Annotated in this window: 18 protein-coding genes; 10 read left to right on the top strand and 8 right to left on the bottom strand. The window is 71.0% G+C overall.

Features of this window, described 5'->3' with window-relative positions; all coding sequences use genetic code 11:
* Both ESP57_RS13165 and ESP57_RS13160 read left to right on the top strand, forming a co-directional pair.
* The gene (locus ESP57_RS13165; RefSeq protein ID WP_129231896.1) at window positions 1–1,995 is read left to right on the top strand and encodes a branched-chain amino acid ABC transporter ATP-binding protein/permease; all 1,995 of its coding nucleotides are present in this window, start codon (window positions 1–3) and stop codon (window positions 1,993–1,995) included.
* A complete protein-coding gene (locus tag ESP57_RS13160) occupies window positions 1,992–2,696 on the top strand; it encodes an ABC transporter ATP-binding protein (protein ID WP_056011741.1) in 705 nt (234 codons plus the stop codon). Before ESP57_RS13165 ends, ESP57_RS13160 begins: the two co-directional genes overlap by 4 nt.
* A gap of 104 nt (window positions 2,697–2,800) precedes the next feature.
* Here ESP57_RS13160 and ESP57_RS13155 read toward each other — a convergent pair whose 3' ends face one another.
* Together ESP57_RS13155 and ESP57_RS13150 are read right to left on the bottom strand one after the other, a co-directional pair.
* Window positions 2,801–3,409: an ankyrin repeat domain-containing protein gene (locus ESP57_RS13155; protein WP_129231895.1), complete on the bottom strand. Its 609-nt coding sequence runs from the start codon at window positions 3,407–3,409 to the stop codon at window positions 2,801–2,803.
* A gap of 134 nt (window positions 3,410–3,543) precedes the next feature.
* A complete protein-coding gene (locus tag ESP57_RS13150; RefSeq protein ID WP_129231894.1) occupies window positions 3,544–4,557 on the bottom strand; it encodes an SMP-30/gluconolactonase/LRE family protein in 1,014 nt (337 codons plus the stop codon).
* 146 nt (window positions 4,558–4,703) lie between these two features.
* On the opposite strand from ESP57_RS13150, the gene ESP57_RS13145 reads away from it, so the two are divergent.
* From ESP57_RS13145 to mnhG, 8 genes are all read left to right on the top strand, one after another.
* Window positions 4,704–5,960: a sensor histidine kinase gene (locus ESP57_RS13145; protein ID WP_243648526.1), complete on the top strand. Its 1,257-nt coding sequence runs from the start codon at window positions 4,704–4,706 to the stop codon at window positions 5,958–5,960.
* Window positions 5,957–6,583 carry a response regulator gene (locus tag ESP57_RS13140; protein ID WP_115960601.1) on the top strand — a complete coding sequence of 209 codons (627 nt, stop codon included), beginning with the start codon at window positions 5,957–5,959 and terminating at the stop codon, window positions 6,581–6,583. The genes ESP57_RS13145 and ESP57_RS13140 overlap by 4 nt, the downstream gene beginning before the upstream one ends.
* Window positions 6,584–6,692: 109 nt before the next feature.
* On the top strand, window positions 6,693–9,746 hold the full coding sequence (locus ESP57_RS13135) for a Na+/H+ antiporter subunit A (RefSeq protein WP_129231893.1): 3,054 nt from the start codon (window positions 6,693–6,695) through the stop codon (window positions 9,744–9,746).
* Window positions 9,743–10,246 (top strand): Na(+)/H(+) antiporter subunit C, encoded by a 504-nt coding sequence (locus ESP57_RS13130; RefSeq protein ID WP_056011754.1) that lies wholly within the window; start codon window positions 9,743–9,745, stop codon window positions 10,244–10,246. The genes ESP57_RS13135 and ESP57_RS13130 overlap by 4 nt, the downstream gene beginning before the upstream one ends.
* Window positions 10,243–11,823 (top strand): Na+/H+ antiporter subunit D, encoded by a 1,581-nt coding sequence (locus ESP57_RS13125; RefSeq protein WP_207904546.1) that lies wholly within the window; start codon window positions 10,243–10,245, stop codon window positions 11,821–11,823. The genes ESP57_RS13130 and ESP57_RS13125 overlap by 4 nt, the downstream gene beginning before the upstream one ends.
* Window positions 11,820–12,422, top strand: coding sequence for a Na+/H+ antiporter subunit E (locus ESP57_RS13120; protein WP_243648525.1), 603 nt, complete (start codon window positions 11,820–11,822; stop codon window positions 12,420–12,422). The genes ESP57_RS13125 and ESP57_RS13120 overlap by 4 nt, the downstream gene beginning before the upstream one ends.
* Window positions 12,419–12,691, top strand: a complete 273-nt coding sequence (locus ESP57_RS13115) for an MrpF/PhaF family protein (protein ID WP_056013261.1) — start codon at window positions 12,419–12,421, stop codon at window positions 12,689–12,691. Before ESP57_RS13120 ends, ESP57_RS13115 begins: the two co-directional genes overlap by 4 nt.
* A complete protein-coding gene (mnhG, locus tag ESP57_RS13110) occupies window positions 12,688–13,041 on the top strand; it encodes a monovalent cation/H(+) antiporter subunit G (RefSeq protein WP_074259783.1) in 354 nt (117 codons plus the stop codon). Before ESP57_RS13115 ends, mnhG begins: the two co-directional genes overlap by 4 nt.
* A 153-nt stretch (window positions 13,042–13,194) precedes the next feature.
* Here mnhG and ESP57_RS13105 read toward each other — a convergent pair whose 3' ends face one another.
* Genes ESP57_RS13105 through paaA form a run of 6 tightly spaced genes read right to left on the bottom strand, consistent with a single transcriptional unit; the run spans window position 13,195 to window position 17,934 of the window.
* Window positions 13,195–13,980, bottom strand: a complete 786-nt coding sequence (locus ESP57_RS13105) for an enoyl-CoA hydratase/isomerase family protein (protein ID WP_129231892.1) — start codon at window positions 13,978–13,980, stop codon at window positions 13,195–13,197.
* Between the two features lie 49 nt (window positions 13,981–14,029).
* Window positions 14,030–15,226, bottom strand: coding sequence for a 1,2-phenylacetyl-CoA epoxidase subunit PaaE (gene paaE, locus ESP57_RS13100; RefSeq protein WP_082571460.1), 1,197 nt, complete (start codon window positions 15,224–15,226; stop codon window positions 14,030–14,032).
* On the bottom strand, window positions 15,226–15,726 hold the full coding sequence (gene paaD, locus ESP57_RS13095) for a 1,2-phenylacetyl-CoA epoxidase subunit PaaD (protein WP_129232171.1): 501 nt from the start codon (window positions 15,724–15,726) through the stop codon (window positions 15,226–15,228). Before paaD ends, paaE begins: the two co-directional genes overlap by 1 nt.
* A gap of 53 nt (window positions 15,727–15,779) precedes the next feature.
* The gene (gene paaC / locus ESP57_RS13090) at window positions 15,780–16,649 is read right to left on the bottom strand and encodes a 1,2-phenylacetyl-CoA epoxidase subunit PaaC (RefSeq protein WP_129231891.1); all 870 of its coding nucleotides are present in this window, start codon (window positions 16,647–16,649) and stop codon (window positions 15,780–15,782) included.
* A complete protein-coding gene (paaB, locus tag ESP57_RS13085) occupies window positions 16,646–16,951 on the bottom strand; it encodes a 1,2-phenylacetyl-CoA epoxidase subunit PaaB (protein WP_056011764.1) in 306 nt (101 codons plus the stop codon). The genes paaC and paaB overlap by 4 nt, the downstream gene beginning before the upstream one ends.
* Window positions 16,951–17,934, bottom strand: a complete 984-nt coding sequence (gene paaA, locus ESP57_RS13080; RefSeq protein ID WP_115961559.1) for a 1,2-phenylacetyl-CoA epoxidase subunit PaaA — start codon at window positions 17,932–17,934, stop codon at window positions 16,951–16,953. Before paaA ends, paaB begins: the two co-directional genes overlap by 1 nt.
* Window positions 17,935–17,964 lie beyond the last annotated feature (30 nt).

The following is a 17,964-nucleotide window of genomic DNA, read 5'->3' as shown; positions in this document are numbered from 1 at the left end:
ATGTCCTACCTGAACAAGGCCGCCATGCGGTCGAAGACCGGCTTCTGGCCCAACAACCGCGGCACGATCCTCGGCGTCGCGGCGTTCGCGGTGATCATCGCGATCATCCCGTTCACGGCGAGCTCGTCGATGATGAACATCGCCGTCTTCTCGATGATCTTCGCGCTGCCCGCGATCGGCCTGTCGCTGCTCATGGGCCTCGCCGGCCAGGTCTCGCTCGGGCAGGCAGCGTTCTTCGCGATCGGCGCGTACACGCACGCGATCCTGCTGCAGAAGTTCGAGATGCCCGGCCCCGTGGCCGCGGTCGGCGGCGTCGCCGCGGCCATGCTCGCGGCGCTCCTCATCGGCCTGCCGATGCTGCGCCTGCGCGGCCACTACCTCGCGCTCGCGACCCTCGGACTCGGCTTCATCGTCATGATCGCCGTGCGCGAGTGGGAGTTCACGGGCCGCACGACGGGCATCTACGGCTACGGCCGCCCCGAGGTCTTCGGCATCCCGATCGACAACAACGGCCTGTTCTTCTGGTTCGTCGCGCCGTTCGTGCTCATCGGCCTCGTGCTCGCGCTGAACCTCACCCGCTCGCGGGCGGGCCGGGCCCTCTCGGCGGTCAACGACTCCGAGCTCGCCGCCGAATCGCTCGGCGTGAACACCTACGCACTGCGCGTGAAGGTCTTCACCCTCTCAGCGGGCTTCGCGGGCCTCGGCGGCGTCTTCTACGCCTACCAGGTGCAGATCGTCTCGCCGCAGGTCGCCGAGTTCCACGTCTCGGTCGAGCTGCTGCTGATGGTCGTCCTCGGCGGTCTCGGCTCGGTCTGGGGCGCGGTCGCCGGTGCGTTCATCGTCGAACTCCTCTCCGAGGGCCTCCGCGACCTCATCCCCGCGATCATCCCCGGCGCCACGGGCGAGGTGCAGCTCATCGGCTACGGCCTCGTGCTGATCCTCGTGATCATCCTGCTGCCGGGCGGTCTCTACCAGGTCGTGAAGTCGGCGTGGGCGGCGATCACGAGACGGCGAGCGGATGCCTCGGCGAAGCCCTCCTCCGCGGCATCCGTCGACGGCGGCTCGGGCGAGGTGCCCACGCGCGCGTTCGGCGGGCTGCCGGGCGAGGCCCCGGCCGGCGCCGGCCTCGACGAGGCGACGGATGCCGCGGCATCCGATGCCCGCATTCCGACCGTCTCGACGCCGGTCGCGGCCGGCCAGCCGATCCTCGAGGTGTCGGGGCTCACGAAGCGCTACGGCGGCGTGGTCGCCGTCGACGACGTGACCCTCACGGTGCCCGCCGGGCAGATCATGGGCCTCATCGGGCCGAACGGCGCGGGCAAGACGACGTGCTTCAACATGATCACGGGTGCGATCGCCCCGACCTCGGGCACGGTGCGCTTCCTCGGCGAGGAGATCCAGGGGCGCAAGCCTCACGTCGGCGCCGAGGCCGGTCTCACCCGCACGTTCCAGAACCTGCAGGTGTTCTCGTCGACCGACGTCGTCGGCAACGTCTACATGGGGCGCTACCGCAAGGGCCGGGCCGGCATCCTCCGCGGCATGTTCGGGCTCCAGGGCCGTGAGCAGTACGCCCACGAGGAGATCGCGCACGACATCCTCGACTCGATGCGCCTCGGCGACGTCGCGGGCCTCGCGGCCGGCGACCTGCCGTTCGGCCGCCAGCGCATGATGGAGGTGTGCCGGGCGCTCGCTGCCGAGCCCGCGCTGCTGCTGCTCGACGAGCCGATGGCCGGCCTCTCGGGCAGCGAGCGCGAGCTGCTCGCGCAACTGCTGCGGGCGCTGCGCGACGCCGGGCTCACAATCGTGCTCGTCGAGCACGACGTGGCCCAGGTGATGGCGCTCGCCGACACGGTCGCGGTGCTCGACGACGGTGTGCTCATCGCCCACGGCGACCCCGAGTCCGTGCGCAACGATCCGGCGGTCATCGTCGCCTACCTCGGCACCGATGCCGAAGAGGCAGAAGCCGAGCTGAAGGAACTGGAGGACCAGTCATGACCCTCGCAGTCGACCGCCTCGACGCGGGCTACGGCAAGCTCGCCATCCTGCACGAGGTGAGCCTCTCGGTCGCACCCGGCGAGATCGTGACCGTCGTCGGATCGAACGGAGCGGGCAAGACCACGCTGCTTCGAGCGCTCAACGGCCTGATCCGCCCGACCGCCGGCACCGTCACGATCGACGGCGTCGACATCACGGGCAAGCCGACCGAGAAGATGGCGTCGCTCGGGCTCACCCACGTGCCCGAGAACCGCCTGTGCTTCCCGACGCTGTCGGTGCGCGACAACCTCATGCTCGGCGCCTGGAGCCGCGGCGGCAAGGGCGACCTCGCCGCCGTGCTCGAGCTGTTCCCGCGCCTGCAGCCGCGCCTCGGTCAGGCGGCCGGAACGCTCTCGGGCGGCGAGCAGCAGATGGTCGCGATCGGCCGCGGCCTCATGGCCTCGCCGAAGGCGATCATGCTCGACGAGCCGTCGATCGGGCTCGCGCCGAAGGTCGTCGCCGAGATCATGAAGGTGCTCACCGAGCTTCGCGGGCGCGGCATGGCGGTGCTGCTCGTCGAGCAGAACGTGCGCGCCTCGTTCGGCATCGCCGACCGCGCGGTCGTCATGCAGCGCGGCCGGGTCGTGCTCGAGGGCACGCCCGCCGAGCTCGTCGAGCTGCCCGAGGTACGCAACGCCTACCTGGGCGGCGCGGCGGCCTAGCGCCATGCCCGCCGGTCGAGGAGCGAAGCGTATCGAGACCACGCATCTCGCGGCGTGGTCTCGATACGCGTGCTCCTCCGTCGCCCGCTACTCGACCGACGGAGTCACGACAGCAGCGCGACGATCTCGTCGTAGCCCTTCGCGCGAGCGTGCCCGAGCGGGGTGACGCCGTCGCGGTCGGCGATCGAACGGTCGGCGCCGCCCTCGAGCAGCACGCGCACCGTCTCCTGATGCCGCGGGCCGCCATCGCCGAGGATCACGGCCTCGAGCAATGAGGTCCACCCGAGGTCGTTCACGTGGTTCACGTCGATGTCGGTCTGCAGCACGCGCCGCAGGTACTCGACGTGGGCGCGCTCCCCCGCCGGGATGACGGAGATGCCGCCGTAGCGGTTCACGATCGTGAAGTCGGGGTCGGCGGGCAGCAGCACCTCGGCCATCGCGACGCTTCCCGTGACGCCGGTGACGAGCCACGGCGTGTCGTGCCGGTCGTCGAGGGCGTCGGGGTCGGCACCGGCGGCGACGAGCAGCTTCGCGGCCTCGACGTGATCGCCGCTGACGGCGAGCAGCAGCGCCGTGCGCTGGCGATCGTCGCGCGCCTCGAGGTCGGCGCCCGCGCGGAGGGCGAGGTCGACCGTCGCCGTGTCGCCGACGGATGCCGCGGCGAGCAACGTGCCGTCGGGGTCGGGCAACTGGGGTGCGGGCGTCTCGGTCATCTGGACATCCTCTCGTGTCGGCGTGCTCGAGGGCGGAGCGGTGCGCGGCACGGACGGCTCAAGCGCCACCGCGCACCCGGTGAGCAGCAGCGCCGCCGCGATGACCGCGACGGCGCCGCTGCGGCGAACCCGGATCAGTTCCACGGCGACCCGACGACGTCGTACGGGCCCGACGGCGCCGGCTGCTCGTCGAACTTGCTGTCGACCGCGAGCAGGCGACCGCGCAGCATCTTCGCGGTCGTGTAGACGCGGTCGGGGTCGCTCGCCTGCTGGCTGACGCCGAACACCGAGTCGCCGCCGGCCGACACCCGCATCGTCGCGACCATCTTCGAGAAGTTGCGGATGACGGTGAGCTCGTTGCCCTGGCGCACGAGGCCGTCGGCGTTCACGAGGTCGGCGCCCTGCGTGTCGATCGCCGAGACCGCGCCATCGGCCGTGGCGAAGCGCCACAGCTGCCCGGTGTTGCCCTGCGCGACGACGAACGCGCTGCGGTCGGCCGAGAGCACGATGCCGCCGAGGTTGAAGCCCGCGACGCGGTCGACCGTGCCCGAGGCATCCGCCCACAGCTCTGCCGACCAGCCGGCGGCCGACTGCGCGACGCGGAAGATCTGCGGATCGTTCGAGTTCGTGAAGTAGGCGGCGCCGTCGGCGCCGATCGCGACGTCGTTGAGGAAGGCGTCGGGGGTGCCCGGCACGCGCAGCGCGGCGAGCAGCTCGCCCTGCTCCGAGTACACCCAGAGGTCGGGGCGGTCCGGGTTGCCGATGCCGTTCGGGCCACCGGCGATGTAGACGTTGCCCGCCCCGTCGACGGTGACGCCACGAGCCGTGAAGCGTCCGTCGGTGCCGTCGCCCGCGAGCCACTCCTCGGCCTGCACGTCGCGGGCATCGCCGCGGTGGATCTCGCCGCCGGTGACCTCGCTCACGTAGAACAACCCGCGACGCTCGTCGACGCCGATGCCCTCGAAGCGGGAGCCGGCGGCGTCGCCCGGCAGCACGTACCGGTCGGGGCGGCCCTGGCTCTGGCCGCCGAGGTGAGCAGCGGATGTCTCGGCAGCCGCTGCCTCGTCGGCACCGCTCGTGATCGTCGCCGTCGCGACTCCAGCCGTGAGGCTCGCTGCGGCGAGCGCGGTTGCGATGATGCGCTTCATGGGATTCCCCTTCTCTGCGTGCCGGTTTCGGCGTGCCCATCCAGACTCCGCCGGAGTGGTGGCATCCGGCGTCGGGCGATCGGCTGCCGTCGGATAGCCGATCGGATGATGCCGGGCGCAGCATGCCGTGCCTAGGCTGGGCGATCATGTCCGTTTCCGACCGCAGCCCCTCCGAGATGAGCGGTGTCCGCGGCATCCTCGCGCCCGTCGCCCGGCTCGACCGCTGGCTGGCGCTCGTGTTCATCGTGCTCGTCGTCACCTCGGCGGTGCGGTACCTCGAACGTCACGGCCTCGGCGCCGACGGCGTGCTCGTGCTCACGGGCGCCGCGCTCCTCACGATCGCGTACTCGCTGCGGCCGCTCCTGCCGACGCGCTCGTGGTGGCCGACCGCGTGGGTCGTCACGGTCACCGTGCTCTGGGCGCTGCTGACGCTCGCGGCGCCCTCGTTCGCCTGGTGCGCGGTGCCCCTCGGGTTCGCCGTGCTGCAGGTGCTGCCGTTCCGCGGCGCGGTGACCGTCGTCGTGCTCATGACGGCGGTCGTCACCGCGGCCGAGCTGCGCATCGCCGACGGCGTCGACCCCACCGTCATCGCCGGGCCGGTCGGCATCGCACTCGTGACCGTGCTCGTCTACCGGGCGCTGCAGCGCGAGTCCGCCGCCCGTCAGGCCCTGCTCGATGAACTGACCGACGCACAGCACGAGCTGCTGCAGGCGCAGCACCGAGCCGGCGCGCTCGCCGAACGTCAGCGGCTCTCGCGGGAGATCCACGACTCCGTCGGGCAGCGGCTGGCGAGCATCACGCTCCTGCTCGCCGCGACCGAGCAGGACTGGGAGCGGCGCCCCGACCTCGCCCGCGACCACGTCGGCGTGGCAGCTGCGACGGCACGCGACGGACTCGCCGAGGTGCGCCGCGTGGTGCACGGGCTCCCGCCCGTCGAGCTCGCGGACGACGCGTCAGGCGACGCGCTGCCGTCGGCGCTGCAACGCCTCGTCGACGAGACGGCGGGCACCGCGTCGGGCACTGGGCCCCAGGTGAGCCTGCACGTGCACGGCGAATCGGTACCCCTCGCCACGGATGTCGCGGGCGCCCTGCTGCGCTCCGCCCGGGGCGCGCTGGCGAACGCCATCGAGCACTCCGGTGCCCGCCGGGTCGCGGTGACCCTGACGTTCCTCCCCGACGAGGTGCGGCTCGACGTGCGCGACGACGGCCGCGGGTTCGATGTCGACTGGGCCGCCGGCCGTGCGCCCGATGCATCGAGCGCACAGCCGGGTCGCCCCGGGCGGGGACGCGGCCTGCAGGGCATCGTCGATCGCGCCGCGGGGCTCGGCGGCCGAGCCTCCGTCGAGAGCGGGCCCGGCGATGGCACGACGGTGTCGGTCGAGCTGCCGCTGGAGGGCGAATGAGCGTGCGCGTCGTCCTCGTCGATGACCACCCCGTCGTCCGCGCCGGCCTCTCGGCCCTCATCTCCGGAACCGACGACCTCGAGGTCGTCGGCGAAGCGCACGATCTCGCCACGGCGCGCTCGGTCGTCGCCGCGACCCGGCCCGACGTCGTGCTGATGGATCTCGACCTCGGCGAAGGCCCCGGCGGCGCGGCCGTCACCGCCGAACTGCGGGCGCTCGACGAACCGCCCCGCGTGCTCGTGCTCACGACGTACGCCACCGAGGCCGACATCCTGCGCGCCCTCGATGCCGGAGCGAGCGGCTACCTGCTGAAGGATGCCCCGGCGCCCGAGCTGTTCGCCGGCATCCGCGCGACCGCCAGGGGCGAGACGGTGCTCGCGCCCTCCGTCGCAGCCACGCTCGTGCGCCGAGCCGCCTCCCCGGGCCCCGTCGTCACCGAGCGCGAGGTCGCCGTGCTCGAACTCCTCGCACAGGGTCTCGGCAACCGCGAGATGGCGAAGGAGCTGTTCGTCTCGGAGGCGACGGTGAAGTCGCACCTCTCGCACATCTACACGAAGCTCGGCGTCGACACCCGGGCGGGTGCGGTCGCCGCGGCGATCGAGCGGCGCATCATCCGCCGCTGACCGGCGGGAGCAGGGCTCCCTGGATTCCGCTCTCGGCATACGACACGCCTCGGGCGTGAAACCCGCCTGCCGATAAACTGGGCGGACGGTGCGAGCGCGAGGAGGGTGAATGATCGCCAGCCTCGCTGCCTTCGCGGTTGCCGCGCTCGTCACGCCGCTGCTCACGAAGTGGCTCGGGCGCCGGGTGTTCGCCGTCATCGCGCTGCTGCCCGCCGCCGTCTTCGTGCTGCTGCTCACCTGGATGCCGGGCATCCTCGCCGGCACCCCCGTCGTCGAGATCGTGCCGTGGATCCCCACCCTCGACATCGCGCTGAGCTTCCGGCTCGACGCGCTCGCCCTCCTCCTCGCCCTCATCGTCACGGGCGTCGGCGCCCTCGTGCTGCTCTACTGCATGCACTACTTCGCCGACGACGAGCCCGCGCTCGGCCGATTCGCGGCCCTCCTCCTCGCCTTCGCCGGCGTCATGTTCGGCCTCGTCACGGCCGACGACGTGTTCATCCTGTTCACGTTCTGGGAGGCCACGAGCGTGCTCTCCTACCTGCTGATCGGCCACTACACCGGTCGCAAAGAGAGCCGCGGTGCCGCGCTGCAGGCACTGACGGTCACGACGTTCGGCGGGCTCGCGATGCTCGTCGGCCTCGTCATCCTCGCCGTCGACGGCGGCACGACCTCGCTCTCCGAGCTCATCGCGAACCCCGTCACGGGCGCGGCCGGCGAGTGGGCCATCGCGCTCGTACTGCTCGGCGCGATCTCCAAGAGCGCACTCGTGCCGTTCCACTTCTGGCTCCCGGCCGCGATGGCCGCGCCGACCCCCGTCAGCGCCTACCTGCACGCCGCCGCCATGGTGAAGGCGGGCGTCTATCTCGTCGCCCGCCTCGCCCCCGGCTACGCCGACCTCGAGGTGTGGCACCCGATCGTCATCGGGCTCGGTGCGCTCACGATGCTCGTCGGCGGCTGGCGGGCGCTGCGCCAGTACGACCTGAAGCTGCTCCTCGCCTACGGCACCGTGAGCCAGCTCGGCTTCCTCGTCATGGTCACCGGCTTCGGCACCCGCGACGCGGCGCTCGCGGGCGTCACCCTGCTGCTGGCCCACGCCCTCTTCAAGGCCACCCTGTTCCTGGTCGTCGGCATCGTCGACCACGCGGCGGGCACGCGCGATTGGCGGAAGCTCTCGGGCGTCGGCCGGCGCATGCCCGTGATCGCGACGATCGGCATCGTCGCGGCCGCGTCGATGGCAGGCGTGCCGCCGCTGCTCGGCTTCGTCGCGAAGGAGGCCGTGTTCACGGCGTTCCTCGACGCGGTCGTGGCGGGCGACGCCTGGGCGTGGATCGCCCTCATCGCGGCCTTCGCCGGTTCGGTGCTCACCGTCGCCTACTCGGTGCGCTTCGTCTGGGGCGCCTTCTCCTCGAAGCAGGATGTCGCGGACTGCCCGTTGCACGCCCCGAGCCGCGCGATCGCGGTCGCGCCCGGCCTCCTCGCCGGCGCGAGCATCGTCGCGGCCTTCGCGATCACGTTCATCGAACCGCTGCTCGCGGCCTACGCCGACGAACTGCCCGGCAGCCACGACTACCATCTCGCCCTCTGGCACGGCCTCGAGCCTGCCCTCGCGATCTCGGCCGTGGTCTTCGCCCTCGGCGCGCTGCTGGTCTGGGGCCGTCAGCGAGTCGCCCGCCTGCAGGCATCCGTGGCGCCGGTGCTCGACTCCGCCCGCGGCTACCTCGGCATCGTCTCCATCGTCGATCGGCTCGCCGCGACGGTCACCACGACGATCCAGTCGCGCGGCCTGCCCGGCTATCTCGCGATCATCGTCGCGGTCTTCATCGGCGGCCTCGGAACGCTCTCGATCCTGAACACCTCGTGGCCGAGCGAGATTCGCCTGTGGGACTACCCCGCCCAGCCGTTCCTCGCCTTCGTCATGGCGGTCGCCGCGATCGCCGCGGCGACGGTGCGCCAGCGCATGACGGCGGTGCTGCTCGTGAGCGTCACCGGTTACGGCCTCGTGCTGCTGTTCGGCATGTCGGGCGCGCCCGACCTCGCGCTGACCCAGGCCCTCGTCGAGACCATCGTGCTCGTCGTGTTCGTCCTCGTGCTGCGGCGCCTGCCGAAGCAGATCGCCCAGCGCAACCCGCCGGTGCACAAGCTCGCGCGCGGCATCATCGGCGCCCTCGCCGGCATCGTCATGGGCGTGCTCGGCCTCGTCGCCCTCGGCGCCCGCATCGAGCCGACGATCGCCGAGGGCCTGCCGGCGCTCGCGCTCGAGGCGCACGGCAAGAACATCGTGAACGTGATGCTCGTCGACATCCGCGCATGGGACACCCTCGGCGAGATCTCGGTGCTCGTCGCGGTGGCGACCGGCGTCGCGAGCCTCATCTTCGTCTCGGGCCGCACCGGCGGCGCACCGCGCCTCGACCATGTCGAGGGGCTCGTCAATCGCCGCGACCGGCTGACACCGGTTCCCGAGCCCGCCTGGTCGATCCGCGCACCCCGCACGAGCCTCGCCGACACCGCAGGCGAGACGGATGCCGCGGGCGAGGCCGCCGAGACCCGGCAGACCTGGCTTCTGGCCGGTCGCACGATCTCGCCGCGCAACCGCTCGATCCTCATCGAGGTGCTCGTGCGCCTGCTGTTCCACCCCGCGATCATCGTCTCGGTCTTCCTCCTCTTCGTGGGGCACAACGCGCCCGGCGGCGGCTTCGCCGGCGGCCTGCTCGCCGGCCTCGCCCTCGTCGCCCGCTATCTCGCGGGCGGCCGCTACGAACTCGGCGAGGCAGCCCCCGTCGATGCGGGCCGCCTGCTCGGCACGGGCCTGCTGCTCGCCGCCGGCACCGCCGCGGGTTCGCTGCTCTTCGGCGGCCCGGTGTTCGAGTCCGCCTGGTTCGAGACCGAGGTGCCGTTGCTCGGCACGATCTCGATCGGCACCTCCACGCTCTTCGACATCGGCGTCTACCTCGTGGTCGTCGGCCTCGTGCTCGACATCCTGCGCTCGCTCGGCGGCGAGGTCGACCGCCAGGAGGAGCGGCAGACCGCCGACGACGGCGATGGCGACTTCACGACCGGCGATGGCGAGGGCGCGGCCGAGCACGACGAAGGCGTCGAGCACGCCGACGGCGTCGAGTACCGCGACGGCGCCCGCCTGCCGCAGCCCGAGGAGGCCCGCCCATGACCGCCTCGTTGACCCTCGTCATCCTCATGGCCGTGCTCTTCGGCGCCGGTGTCTCGATCATGCTCGAGCGCAGCCTCACTCGGGTGCTCATCGGCTTCCTGCTCGTCGGCAACGCCGTCAACATCCTGATCTATCTCATGAGCGGCGCTCCGGGCCTCGCGCCGATCCTCGGCGAGGGCGTCGACCCCGACGAGATCTCCGACCCGCTCCCCCAGGCGTTCGTGCTCACGGCCATCGTCATCAACCTCGGCATCACGGCGTTCATGCTCGCCCTGATCTACCGCTCCTGGTGGCTCGCGCAACTCGGTGCCGAGGGCGACCTCGTCGACGACGCGGCGGAGATCGCCGAAGACGCCGAAGAGGCGGCCGACCTCATCCGCAGTTCGGCGGCCGACGACCAGGCCATCCAAGACCTCATCGACGCGAGTGACGAGGAACCCGACGAAGACCTCGAGCTCGAGGCATCCGCCCGCGATCGCGATGAGGAGGCGAAGCGGTGACCGCCGTGCTCGTGCCCCTCGTCGTGCTGCTGCCCCTGCTGGGGGCGGCCACCGCGCTGATCCTCGGCCGCCGTCGCCGCGCCCAGATGACCGTGAGCCTCGGCGTGCTCGCCGCGGTCACCGTGATCGCCGCCGTGCTGCTCGTCTCGGTCGACGCGAACGGCCCGGCCGTCGTCTACATCGGCGGGTGGGATGCCCCGTGGGGCATCACCCTCGTCGTCGACCGGCTCTCGGCGATCATGCTCGTCATCTCGGCGATCATGCTGCTCGTCGTGCTCGTGTACTCGGTCGGGCAGGGCATCGCCGACCAGCATCGCGAGACGCCGGTGTCGATCTTCCACCCCTCGTACCTGATCCTGTCGGCCGGAGTCTTCAACGCGTTCATCGCGGGCGACCTGTTCAACCTCTACGTCGGCTTCGAGATCCTGCTGTCGGCGAGCTACGTGCTGCTCACCCTCGGCGGCACGGGCGAGCGCATCCGAGCGGGCGTCACCTACATCATCGTGAGCCTCGTCTCCTCGCTCTTCTTCCTGAGCGCGATCGCCCTCATCTACGGAGCAACGGGCACCGTGAACATCGGGCAGCTCTCGGTGCGCCTCGCCGAGCTGCCGGGCGACGTGCAGCTCATGCTGCACCTGCTGCTGCTCATCGCCTTCGGCATCAAGGCCGCGGTGTTCCCGCTCTCGTTCTGGCTGCCCGACTCGTACCCGACGGCGCCGGCACCCGTCACGGCCGTGTTCGCGGGCTTGCTCACGAAGGTCGGCGTCTACGCGATCATCCGCACCGAGACGGTGATCTTCACCGAGAGCGACGTCACGGTGCTGCTCATGGTGATCGGCGGGCTCACGATGCTCATCGGCATCCTCGGCGCGCTCACCCAGGCCGACATCAAGCGATTGCTCTCGTTCACGCTCGTGAGCCACATCGGCTACATGATCTTCGGCATCGCGCTCGGGTCGCAACTCGGTTACACGGCGACCATCTACTACGTCGTGCACCACATCACGGTGCAGACGACCCTGTTCCTCACGACCGGTCTCATCGAACGGTTCGGCGGCGCGACGTCGATCAACCGGCTCGCGGGCCTCCTGAAGGCCTCGCCGCTCCTCGGCGTGCTCTTCTTCATCCCGGCACTGAACCTCGGCGGCATCCCGCCGTTCTCCGGCTTCCTCGGCAAGACCGGGCTCTTCCTCGCGGGCGGCGAGGAGGCCGCGGCCGATCCCGCGAACGCCTGGCTCGTCTGGATCGTCATCGCCGCGGGCGCCGTCACCTCGCTCATCACGCTCTACGCGCTCACCCGCTTCTGGAACATGGCGTTCTGGCGCGGCCGGCGCGAGCTCGAGGGCTACGAGTCGGTGCTGCTCGGCTCCGTGCTCGAGGCCCCCGAGGGCGCCACGGTCACCGCGACCCGCACCACGCCCGTGCTCATGGTCGTCGCGACGAGCGCGCTCGTGATGCTCACGGTCTGCCTCACGGTGTTCGCCGGCCCGCTCTTCGAGCTCACCGGTCGCGCCGCCGCAGACCTCCTCGATGCCGGTGCGTACGTGTCCCTCGTCTTCCCGGGAGGCATCCGATGACGCATGCTGCAGCGGATGTCTCACGCTGGCGCTCGGTCTGGCGGCAGCTGCCGCTCCTCGTCGCCCTCGTCTTCCTGTGGGTGTTCCTCTGGGACCAGGTCACCGTGCTCACCGTGGTAACCGGCATCCTGCTGGCGATCGGCGTGACCCGGGTGCTCTACCTGCCGCCCGTGCTGCTGAGCGGCCGGTTCAACCCGTGGCGGGGCCTCCTGCTCGGCCTCCGCATGATGTTCGACGTGACCGTCGCGTCGCTGCAGGTCGCGGTGCTCGCGATCGACTCGCGCTGGAAGCCGATGAACTCGATCATCGCCGTGCAACTGCTGACCCGCTCCGACCTCGTCACGACCCTGACGGCCGAGGCCATCTCGGTCGTGCCGGGCACGGTCGTCGTCGACATCGACCGCGAGCGCGGGCTGCTCTACCTGCACGCCCTCGGCACCCGCACCCAGGCCGACATCGATCGAGTGCGCAGCGCCGTGCTCGGCACCGAGGAGCGCATCGTGCTCGCGATCGGCAGCCACGCCCAGGCCGTCTCGGTGCGCGAGGCCCGTCGCGAACGCCGTGCGCTCAGCCCGAAGTCGAAGGGATCGGACTCATGACCTTCCTCCAGATCGTCAGCCTGCTGGCGGGCATCATGTTCGGCATCGGCGCGCTCGCCGCCGTCTACCGCATCATCCGCGGGCCGTCGATCCTCGACCGGGCGCTCGCGACCGACGTACTGCTCGCCATCGCGATCTGCGCGCTCGGCGCCGAGATGGCGATCAACAAGCACACCGACACCCTCGTGGTCATGCTCGTGCTCGCGATGTTCGCGGTCGTCGGCTCGATCTCGATCGCACGGTTCATGGCGAAGCAGGATGCCTCGTGAGCGCGGCCGAGATCGCTGTCGGGCTGCTCATCTTGGTGAGCGCGTTCCTCTCGATGGCCGCGGGCATCGGCATCGTGCGCTTCCCCGACGTGCTGACCCGGCTGCACGCCGCGACGAAGCCGCAGGTGCTGGGCCTCGCGACCGTGCTCGTCGCGATCGTCGTCCAGGTGCCGACATGGGGCGTACTCACCACCGTGGTGCTCGTGATGACGTTCCAGCTGCTCACCCAGCCGATGACCGCGCACATGCTCGGCCGCTCGGCGTACCGCAGCGATCACGTGCGCCGCGATCTACTCATCGAAGACGACCTCGACCGCGACATCGCCGAGCACGATCAGACGGGTCGCTGACCGGCAGGGCAGAAGCCGCACCTCGCAACACGTGCATCCCGCTGTTCGGTATGCCAGTTCCCCCTCATCGATGAGGGGGAATTGGCATACCCGAATCAGGAACGTCAACCGATTCAGAACCCCGGCACGCCAGCCCGAATTGAAGTGCAGGGCTCAGCCGCGCCCGGTGAACTCGGGCTTGCGCTTCTCCTGGAACGCCGCGAAGCCCTCACGGTAGTCGGCGGTGTCGCAGAGGGCGGCCTGCGCGCGGTTCTCCTCGGCCATCGACGCCCAGAGTCCGAGCCGGTCGTCGCGAAGCGCGGCGACGAGGCGCTTCGAGGCGATGAAGGCCTGGGTGGCCCCGGATGCCGCGGCGCGGGCCGCGGAGCGGGTGGCATCCGTCACCTCGTCGGCGGCGAAGACCTGCGAGAAGAGGCCGGCCGCGACCGCTTCGGCGCCCGACATGAGCCGGCCGGTGACGATGAGATCCAGGGTGCGGTGCGCGCCGAGTCGCTCGACGAAGAGGGCGTGGCCACCCGAGTCGAGCGTCGCGCCGAGGTTCGCGAACGGCGAGCCGATCTTCGCGGTGTCGGCGACGTAGACGATGTCGGAGGCGATGAGCAGACCGAGTCCCACACCGAGGCACGCGCCGTGCGCGACCGCGAACGTCGGCACGGCGATGCCGGCCATACGCTGCAGGAGCGGCTCGACGAGGCCGCCGAGGTAGCCGAGCACGTCGTCCTCGCGCGGGTCGACGCCCGAGATGTCGCGACCGGCGCAGAAGGCGCGCCCCTCGCCGCGCAGCACGAGCGCGCGGATGTCGCCGGCCTGCGCCATCCGCTCGGCTTCGGCGTAGGCCGCTGCGAGCTCTCCGATCGCCGATTCGTCGAGCGCATTGAGCTTCTCAGGGGCGTTCAGCACGACCTCGGCCACGCCGTCGGTCACGGTGAGTTCGATCATGATGCTCCGTTCGCGGGGTCTCCATCGACCCGTTCGCAGGGTATCGGCGTCAGACGTCGTAGTCGACGACGACCCGGTCGGACTTGGGGTGCGACTGGCAGGTGAGCACGTAGCCGCGCTCGAGCTCGTCGGGTTCGAGGGCGTAGTTCTCGGTCATGGCGACGCTGCCCTCGATGACGCGCGCACGGCACGTGCCGCACACTCCCCCGGCGCACGCGAACGGCACATCGGGCCGCACGCGCAGGGCCGCGTTGAGGATCGACTCGTTCGCGCTCACGGGACTCTCGACGCTCGTCGACTGGCCGTCGAGCGTGAACTCGATCGCGACCGTCGGCTCGCCGCGCTCGACCACGACCGGGCGGCCGTGGCGCGGCTCGACCCGGTCGGCGTCGGTCGTGAAGAGTTCGTAGCGCACGTGCTTGGCGGGAACCCCGCGCGCTTCGAGCGTGTCGCGGGCGAGCTGCACGAGCTCGAACGGGCCGCAGAGGAACCACTCGTCGACCGTCTCGGGGCGAATGAGCACGTCGAGCATGCGGTCGAGCTTCTCGGCGTCGATGCGCCCCGACAGGAGCGGCGCCGTGCGCTGCTCGCGCGAGAGCACGTGGTGCAGCGCGAGTCGCGACGGGTATCGGTCCTTCAGCTCGGCGAGCTCCTCGAGGAACATCACGTCGAGCGTCGAGCGGTTCGTGTAGACGAGCTCGAACTCGGATGTCGCGGAGCGCGACAGTACCGTGTGGGCGAGCGCCATGAGCGGGGTGATGCCCGACCCCGCAGCGATGCCGACGACGTGCTTGCCGTCGAGCGCGTCGAGGGTGGAGGTGAAGGTGCCCTGCGGGCTCATCACGTCGAGCCGGTCGCCGGCGACGAGCTCGGTGTTCGCCCACGTCGAGAACAGTCCGCCGAGGTCGCGCTTGATCGCGACCGAGACGCTGCCGCGTACCGGCGGGCGGCAGATCGAGTAGCTGCGTCGCAGCTCGTGCCCGTCGAAGTCCTTGCGGAGCGCGACGTACTGGCCGGGCAGGTAGGTGTAGTCGTCGGCAAGCTCGTCGGGCACGGCGAAGGTGACTTCGACGGCATCGGCCGTGAGCGGGCGCACCTCGGCGACCTCGAGCGAGTGGAAGCGCGCACGTCGGCGCTTGGCGACGTGCTCGCCGCCGACCGTGCTCTGCAGGAACGCCGAAGCGACGGCGGCATCCGCCGACGTCGCCGTCGGGGTCGCCGTCGACCCCAGGTTGCGGGCGGCCATCAGAGCACCTTGAAGTAGTCGAACGGCTCGAGGCAGTCGCGGCACTCGTAGAGGGCCTTGCACGACGTCGAGCCGAAGCGGGCGAGTTCGCGGGTGTTGAGCGAGTCGCAACGGGGGCACTTCACGGCGAGCTGCACGCGCACGGGTCCGGCCGGGCGGGCGGCGGCGCTGCCGGTCGGCGCCTGGATGCCGTAGGTGCGCAGCTTCTCCTTGCCCGCTTCGCTCATCCAGTCGGTGGTCCACGCGGGTGCGAGCACGAGATCGACGCGAACGTCGTCGTACCCGGCGTGCGTGAGCGCGAGCAGCACGTCGTCGCGCATGGCGTCGAGCGCGGGACATCCGCTGTACGTCGGCGTCAGCTGCACGCGAACGGCGCCGTCGTCGCCGATCTCGACCGAGCGCAGCACGCCCAGGTCTTCGATCGTGAGCACGGGGATCTCGGGGTCCGTCACGGTCGCCGCGACCTCCCACACGCGCGCGGAGGCCGGGTCGCTCGGCACCGGCCGGGCGACGGATGCAGCGGATGCCTCGGCGCGCTGCGCCACTGCCGCGGTCACCACGACGCCCCCGGGTGGGCTCGGGCGAGCACCTGCATCTCGGCGAGGAGCGGCCCGAGGTGCTCGGTGTGGCTGCCGCGACGCCCGCCGCCCGAGGCGATGAACGCGGTGCGACCGGCCGGGCGCTCGAGCGCGGCCTCGGCGAAGACCTCATCGATGACGGCGTCGAACGCCGGGCGCAGCGTCGACGGCAGCACCGCGATCCCTGCCGCGGCGAGGCGCTCGACGAGCTCGTCGTCGTCGAACAGCTCGTCGACGTAGGGCCAGACGTCGATGATCGCGAGAAGCATGCGGCGACGCGACTCCTCCGTGCCGCCCGCGAGCCGCAGGACCCACTGCGTCGCGTGGTCGCGGTGGTAGTCGACCTCCTTCACCGACTTCGCGGCGATCGCCGCGAGCGTCGGGTCGGCCGAGTCGACGAGTCGCGCGTACAGCTCGAACAGGTAGACGGATGCCGCGAGCTGACGCGCGATCGTGTGGGCGAAGTCGCCGTTCGGCTGCTCGAAGAGCCAGGCGTTGCGCCATTCGGGCTCATCCCGCCAGTAGGCGAGGTCGTCCTCGCTTCGGCCGCTCGCGGTGCCGGCGTAGTGCAGCAGCGAGCGGGCGTGCCCGATGAGGTCGAGGGCGATGTTGCCGAGCGCGACGTCCTCTTCGAGCTCGGGCGCGCGGGCGATCCACATGCCGAGCTGCTGGGCGAGCACGAGGGCGTCGTCGCCGAGGCGCAGTGCATACTCCGCGGCATCCTCTGATGCGACCGCCGTGCTGCCGTCAGCGGCGGTGCCCGCGAGCTCGTCGGCGAGCGCGAGGCGGTCGACGGAGACGTCGCCGTGGACGTCGCCGTGCGGGTCGAGGTCGGCGCCGCTCACAGGTGCTTCACCCCTTCGCTCTTCGTGTAGTAGACCGCGTGACGGTAGTTCTTGCCGGCCGGGCTCTCGAAGAAGGCGCCCTTCGCGTCGGGGTCGCTCGTGGTGATCGCGTCGGCGGGCACGACCCAGATCGAGATGCCCTCGTTGCGACGGGTGTAGAGGTCGCGTGCATTGCGCACGGCCATGTCGGCGTCGGGCGCGTGGAGCGACCCGACGTGCACGTGCGAGAGGCCGCGATTGGCGCGCACGAAGACCTCCCAGAGGGGCCAGGCCTCGGTGCCGATCTCACCGGGTGTCGACATCACGCCACCGCCCCTGCGAGCTCGCGCTCGGCCTGCTTGCGGGCGTACTCGTGCGCAGCCTCGCGTACCCAGGCGCCGTCTTCGTGGGCCTCGCGGCGTCGGCGGATGCGCTCGGCGTTCGCCGGGCCGCGCCCGGCGAGCACCTCTTCGAACTCGGTCCAGTCGATCTCGCTCATGTCGTACTCGCCGGTCTCCTCGTTGAAGCGCAGGTTCGGGTCGGGCAGCGTCACACCCATGACCTCGGCCTGCGGCACGAGCATGCCGACGAAGCGCTGGCGCAGTTCGTCGTTCGAGAAGCGCTTGATGTTCCACGCCATCGACTGCGCGGAGTTGGGCGACTGGTCGTCGGGCGGGCCGAACATCTGCAGCGCGGGCCAATACCAGCGGTTCACGGCGTCCTGCGCCATCTGCCGCTGGGCGTCGGTGCCCTGCATGAGCTCGAGCAGGATCTCGAACCCCTGCCGCTGGTGGAACGACTCCTCTTTGCAGATGCGCACCATCGCCCGGCCGTACGGCCCGTACGAGGCGCGGCAGAGCGGCACCTGGTTGCAGATCGCGGCGCCGTCGACGAGCCATCCGATGGCCCCCATGTCGGCCCACGTCGGCGTCGGGTAGTTGAAGATCGACGAGTAGCGCGCGCGACCGGTGATGAGCTGGTCCATCATCTCTTCACGCGTGATGCCGAGGGTCTGCGCCGCCGAGTAGAGGTAGAGCCCGTGGCCCGCTTCGTCTTGCACCTTCGCCATGAGGATCGCCTTGCGCTTGAGGCTCGGGGCGCGCGTGATCCAGTTCGACTCGGGCTGCATGCCGATGATCTCGGAGTGCGCGTGCTGGCTGATCTGCCGGATCAGCGTCTTGCGGTACGCATCGGGCATCCAGTCGCGAGGTTCGATGCGGGAGTCGGCGGCGATGAGGTCGGCGAACCGGGCCTCCTCGGCGGAGAGCTCCGGATCGACCACGCTGAGGTCTGCTGGAGAGGTCATCGTCGACTCCTGTGTCTCTGGACTCGGCAT

Origin of the sequence: Agromyces fucosus, assembly GCF_004134865.1 — a bacterium.
GTDB classification, from domain to species: Bacteria; Actinomycetota; Actinomycetes; order Actinomycetales; family Microbacteriaceae; genus Agromyces; species Agromyces fucosus.
The sequence above is the reverse complement of the archived record's forward strand: the minus strand, read 5'-3'. Positions and strand labels throughout refer to the sequence as shown.

What these genes read in the sequence shown, in the direction of transcription:
- ESP57_RS13165 (WP_129231896.1), top strand. Translation starts at nt 1, where the DNA reads ATGTCCTACCTGAACAAGGCCGCCATGCGGTCGAAGACCGGCTTCTGG.
- ESP57_RS13160 (WP_056011741.1), top strand. Translation starts at nt 1,992, where the DNA reads ATGACCCTCGCAGTCGACCGCCTCGACGCGGGCTACGGCAAGCTCGCC.
- ESP57_RS13155 (WP_129231895.1), bottom strand. Translation starts at nt 3,409, where the DNA reads ATGACCGAGACGCCCGCACCCCAGTTGCCCGACCCCGACGGCACGTTG.
- ESP57_RS13150 (WP_129231894.1), bottom strand. Translation starts at nt 4,557, where the DNA reads ATGAAGCGCATCATCGCAACCGCGCTCGCCGCAGCGAGCCTCACGGCT.
- ESP57_RS13145 (WP_243648526.1), top strand. Translation starts at nt 4,704, where the DNA reads ATGTCCGTTTCCGACCGCAGCCCCTCCGAGATGAGCGGTGTCCGCGGC.
- ESP57_RS13140 (WP_115960601.1), top strand. Translation starts at nt 5,957, where the DNA reads ATGAGCGTGCGCGTCGTCCTCGTCGATGACCACCCCGTCGTCCGCGCC.
- ESP57_RS13135 (WP_129231893.1), top strand. Translation starts at nt 6,693, where the DNA reads ATGATCGCCAGCCTCGCTGCCTTCGCGGTTGCCGCGCTCGTCACGCCG.
- ESP57_RS13130 (WP_056011754.1), top strand. Translation starts at nt 9,743, where the DNA reads ATGACCGCCTCGTTGACCCTCGTCATCCTCATGGCCGTGCTCTTCGGC.
- ESP57_RS13120 (WP_243648525.1), top strand. Translation starts at nt 11,820, where the DNA reads ATGACGCATGCTGCAGCGGATGTCTCACGCTGGCGCTCGGTCTGGCGG.
- ESP57_RS13115 (WP_056013261.1), top strand. Translation starts at nt 12,419, where the DNA reads ATGACCTTCCTCCAGATCGTCAGCCTGCTGGCGGGCATCATGTTCGGC.
- ESP57_RS13105 (WP_129231892.1), bottom strand. Translation starts at nt 13,980, where the DNA reads ATGATCGAACTCACCGTGACCGACGGCGTGGCCGAGGTCGTGCTGAAC.
- paaE (WP_082571460.1), bottom strand. Translation starts at nt 15,226, where the DNA reads ATGGCCGCCCGCAACCTGGGGTCGACGGCGACCCCGACGGCGACGTCG.
- paaB (WP_056011764.1), bottom strand. Translation starts at nt 16,951, where the DNA reads ATGTCGACACCCGGTGAGATCGGCACCGAGGCCTGGCCCCTCTGGGAG.
- paaA (WP_115961559.1), bottom strand. Translation starts at nt 17,934, where the DNA reads ATGACCTCTCCAGCAGACCTCAGCGTGGTCGATCCGGAGCTCTCCGCC.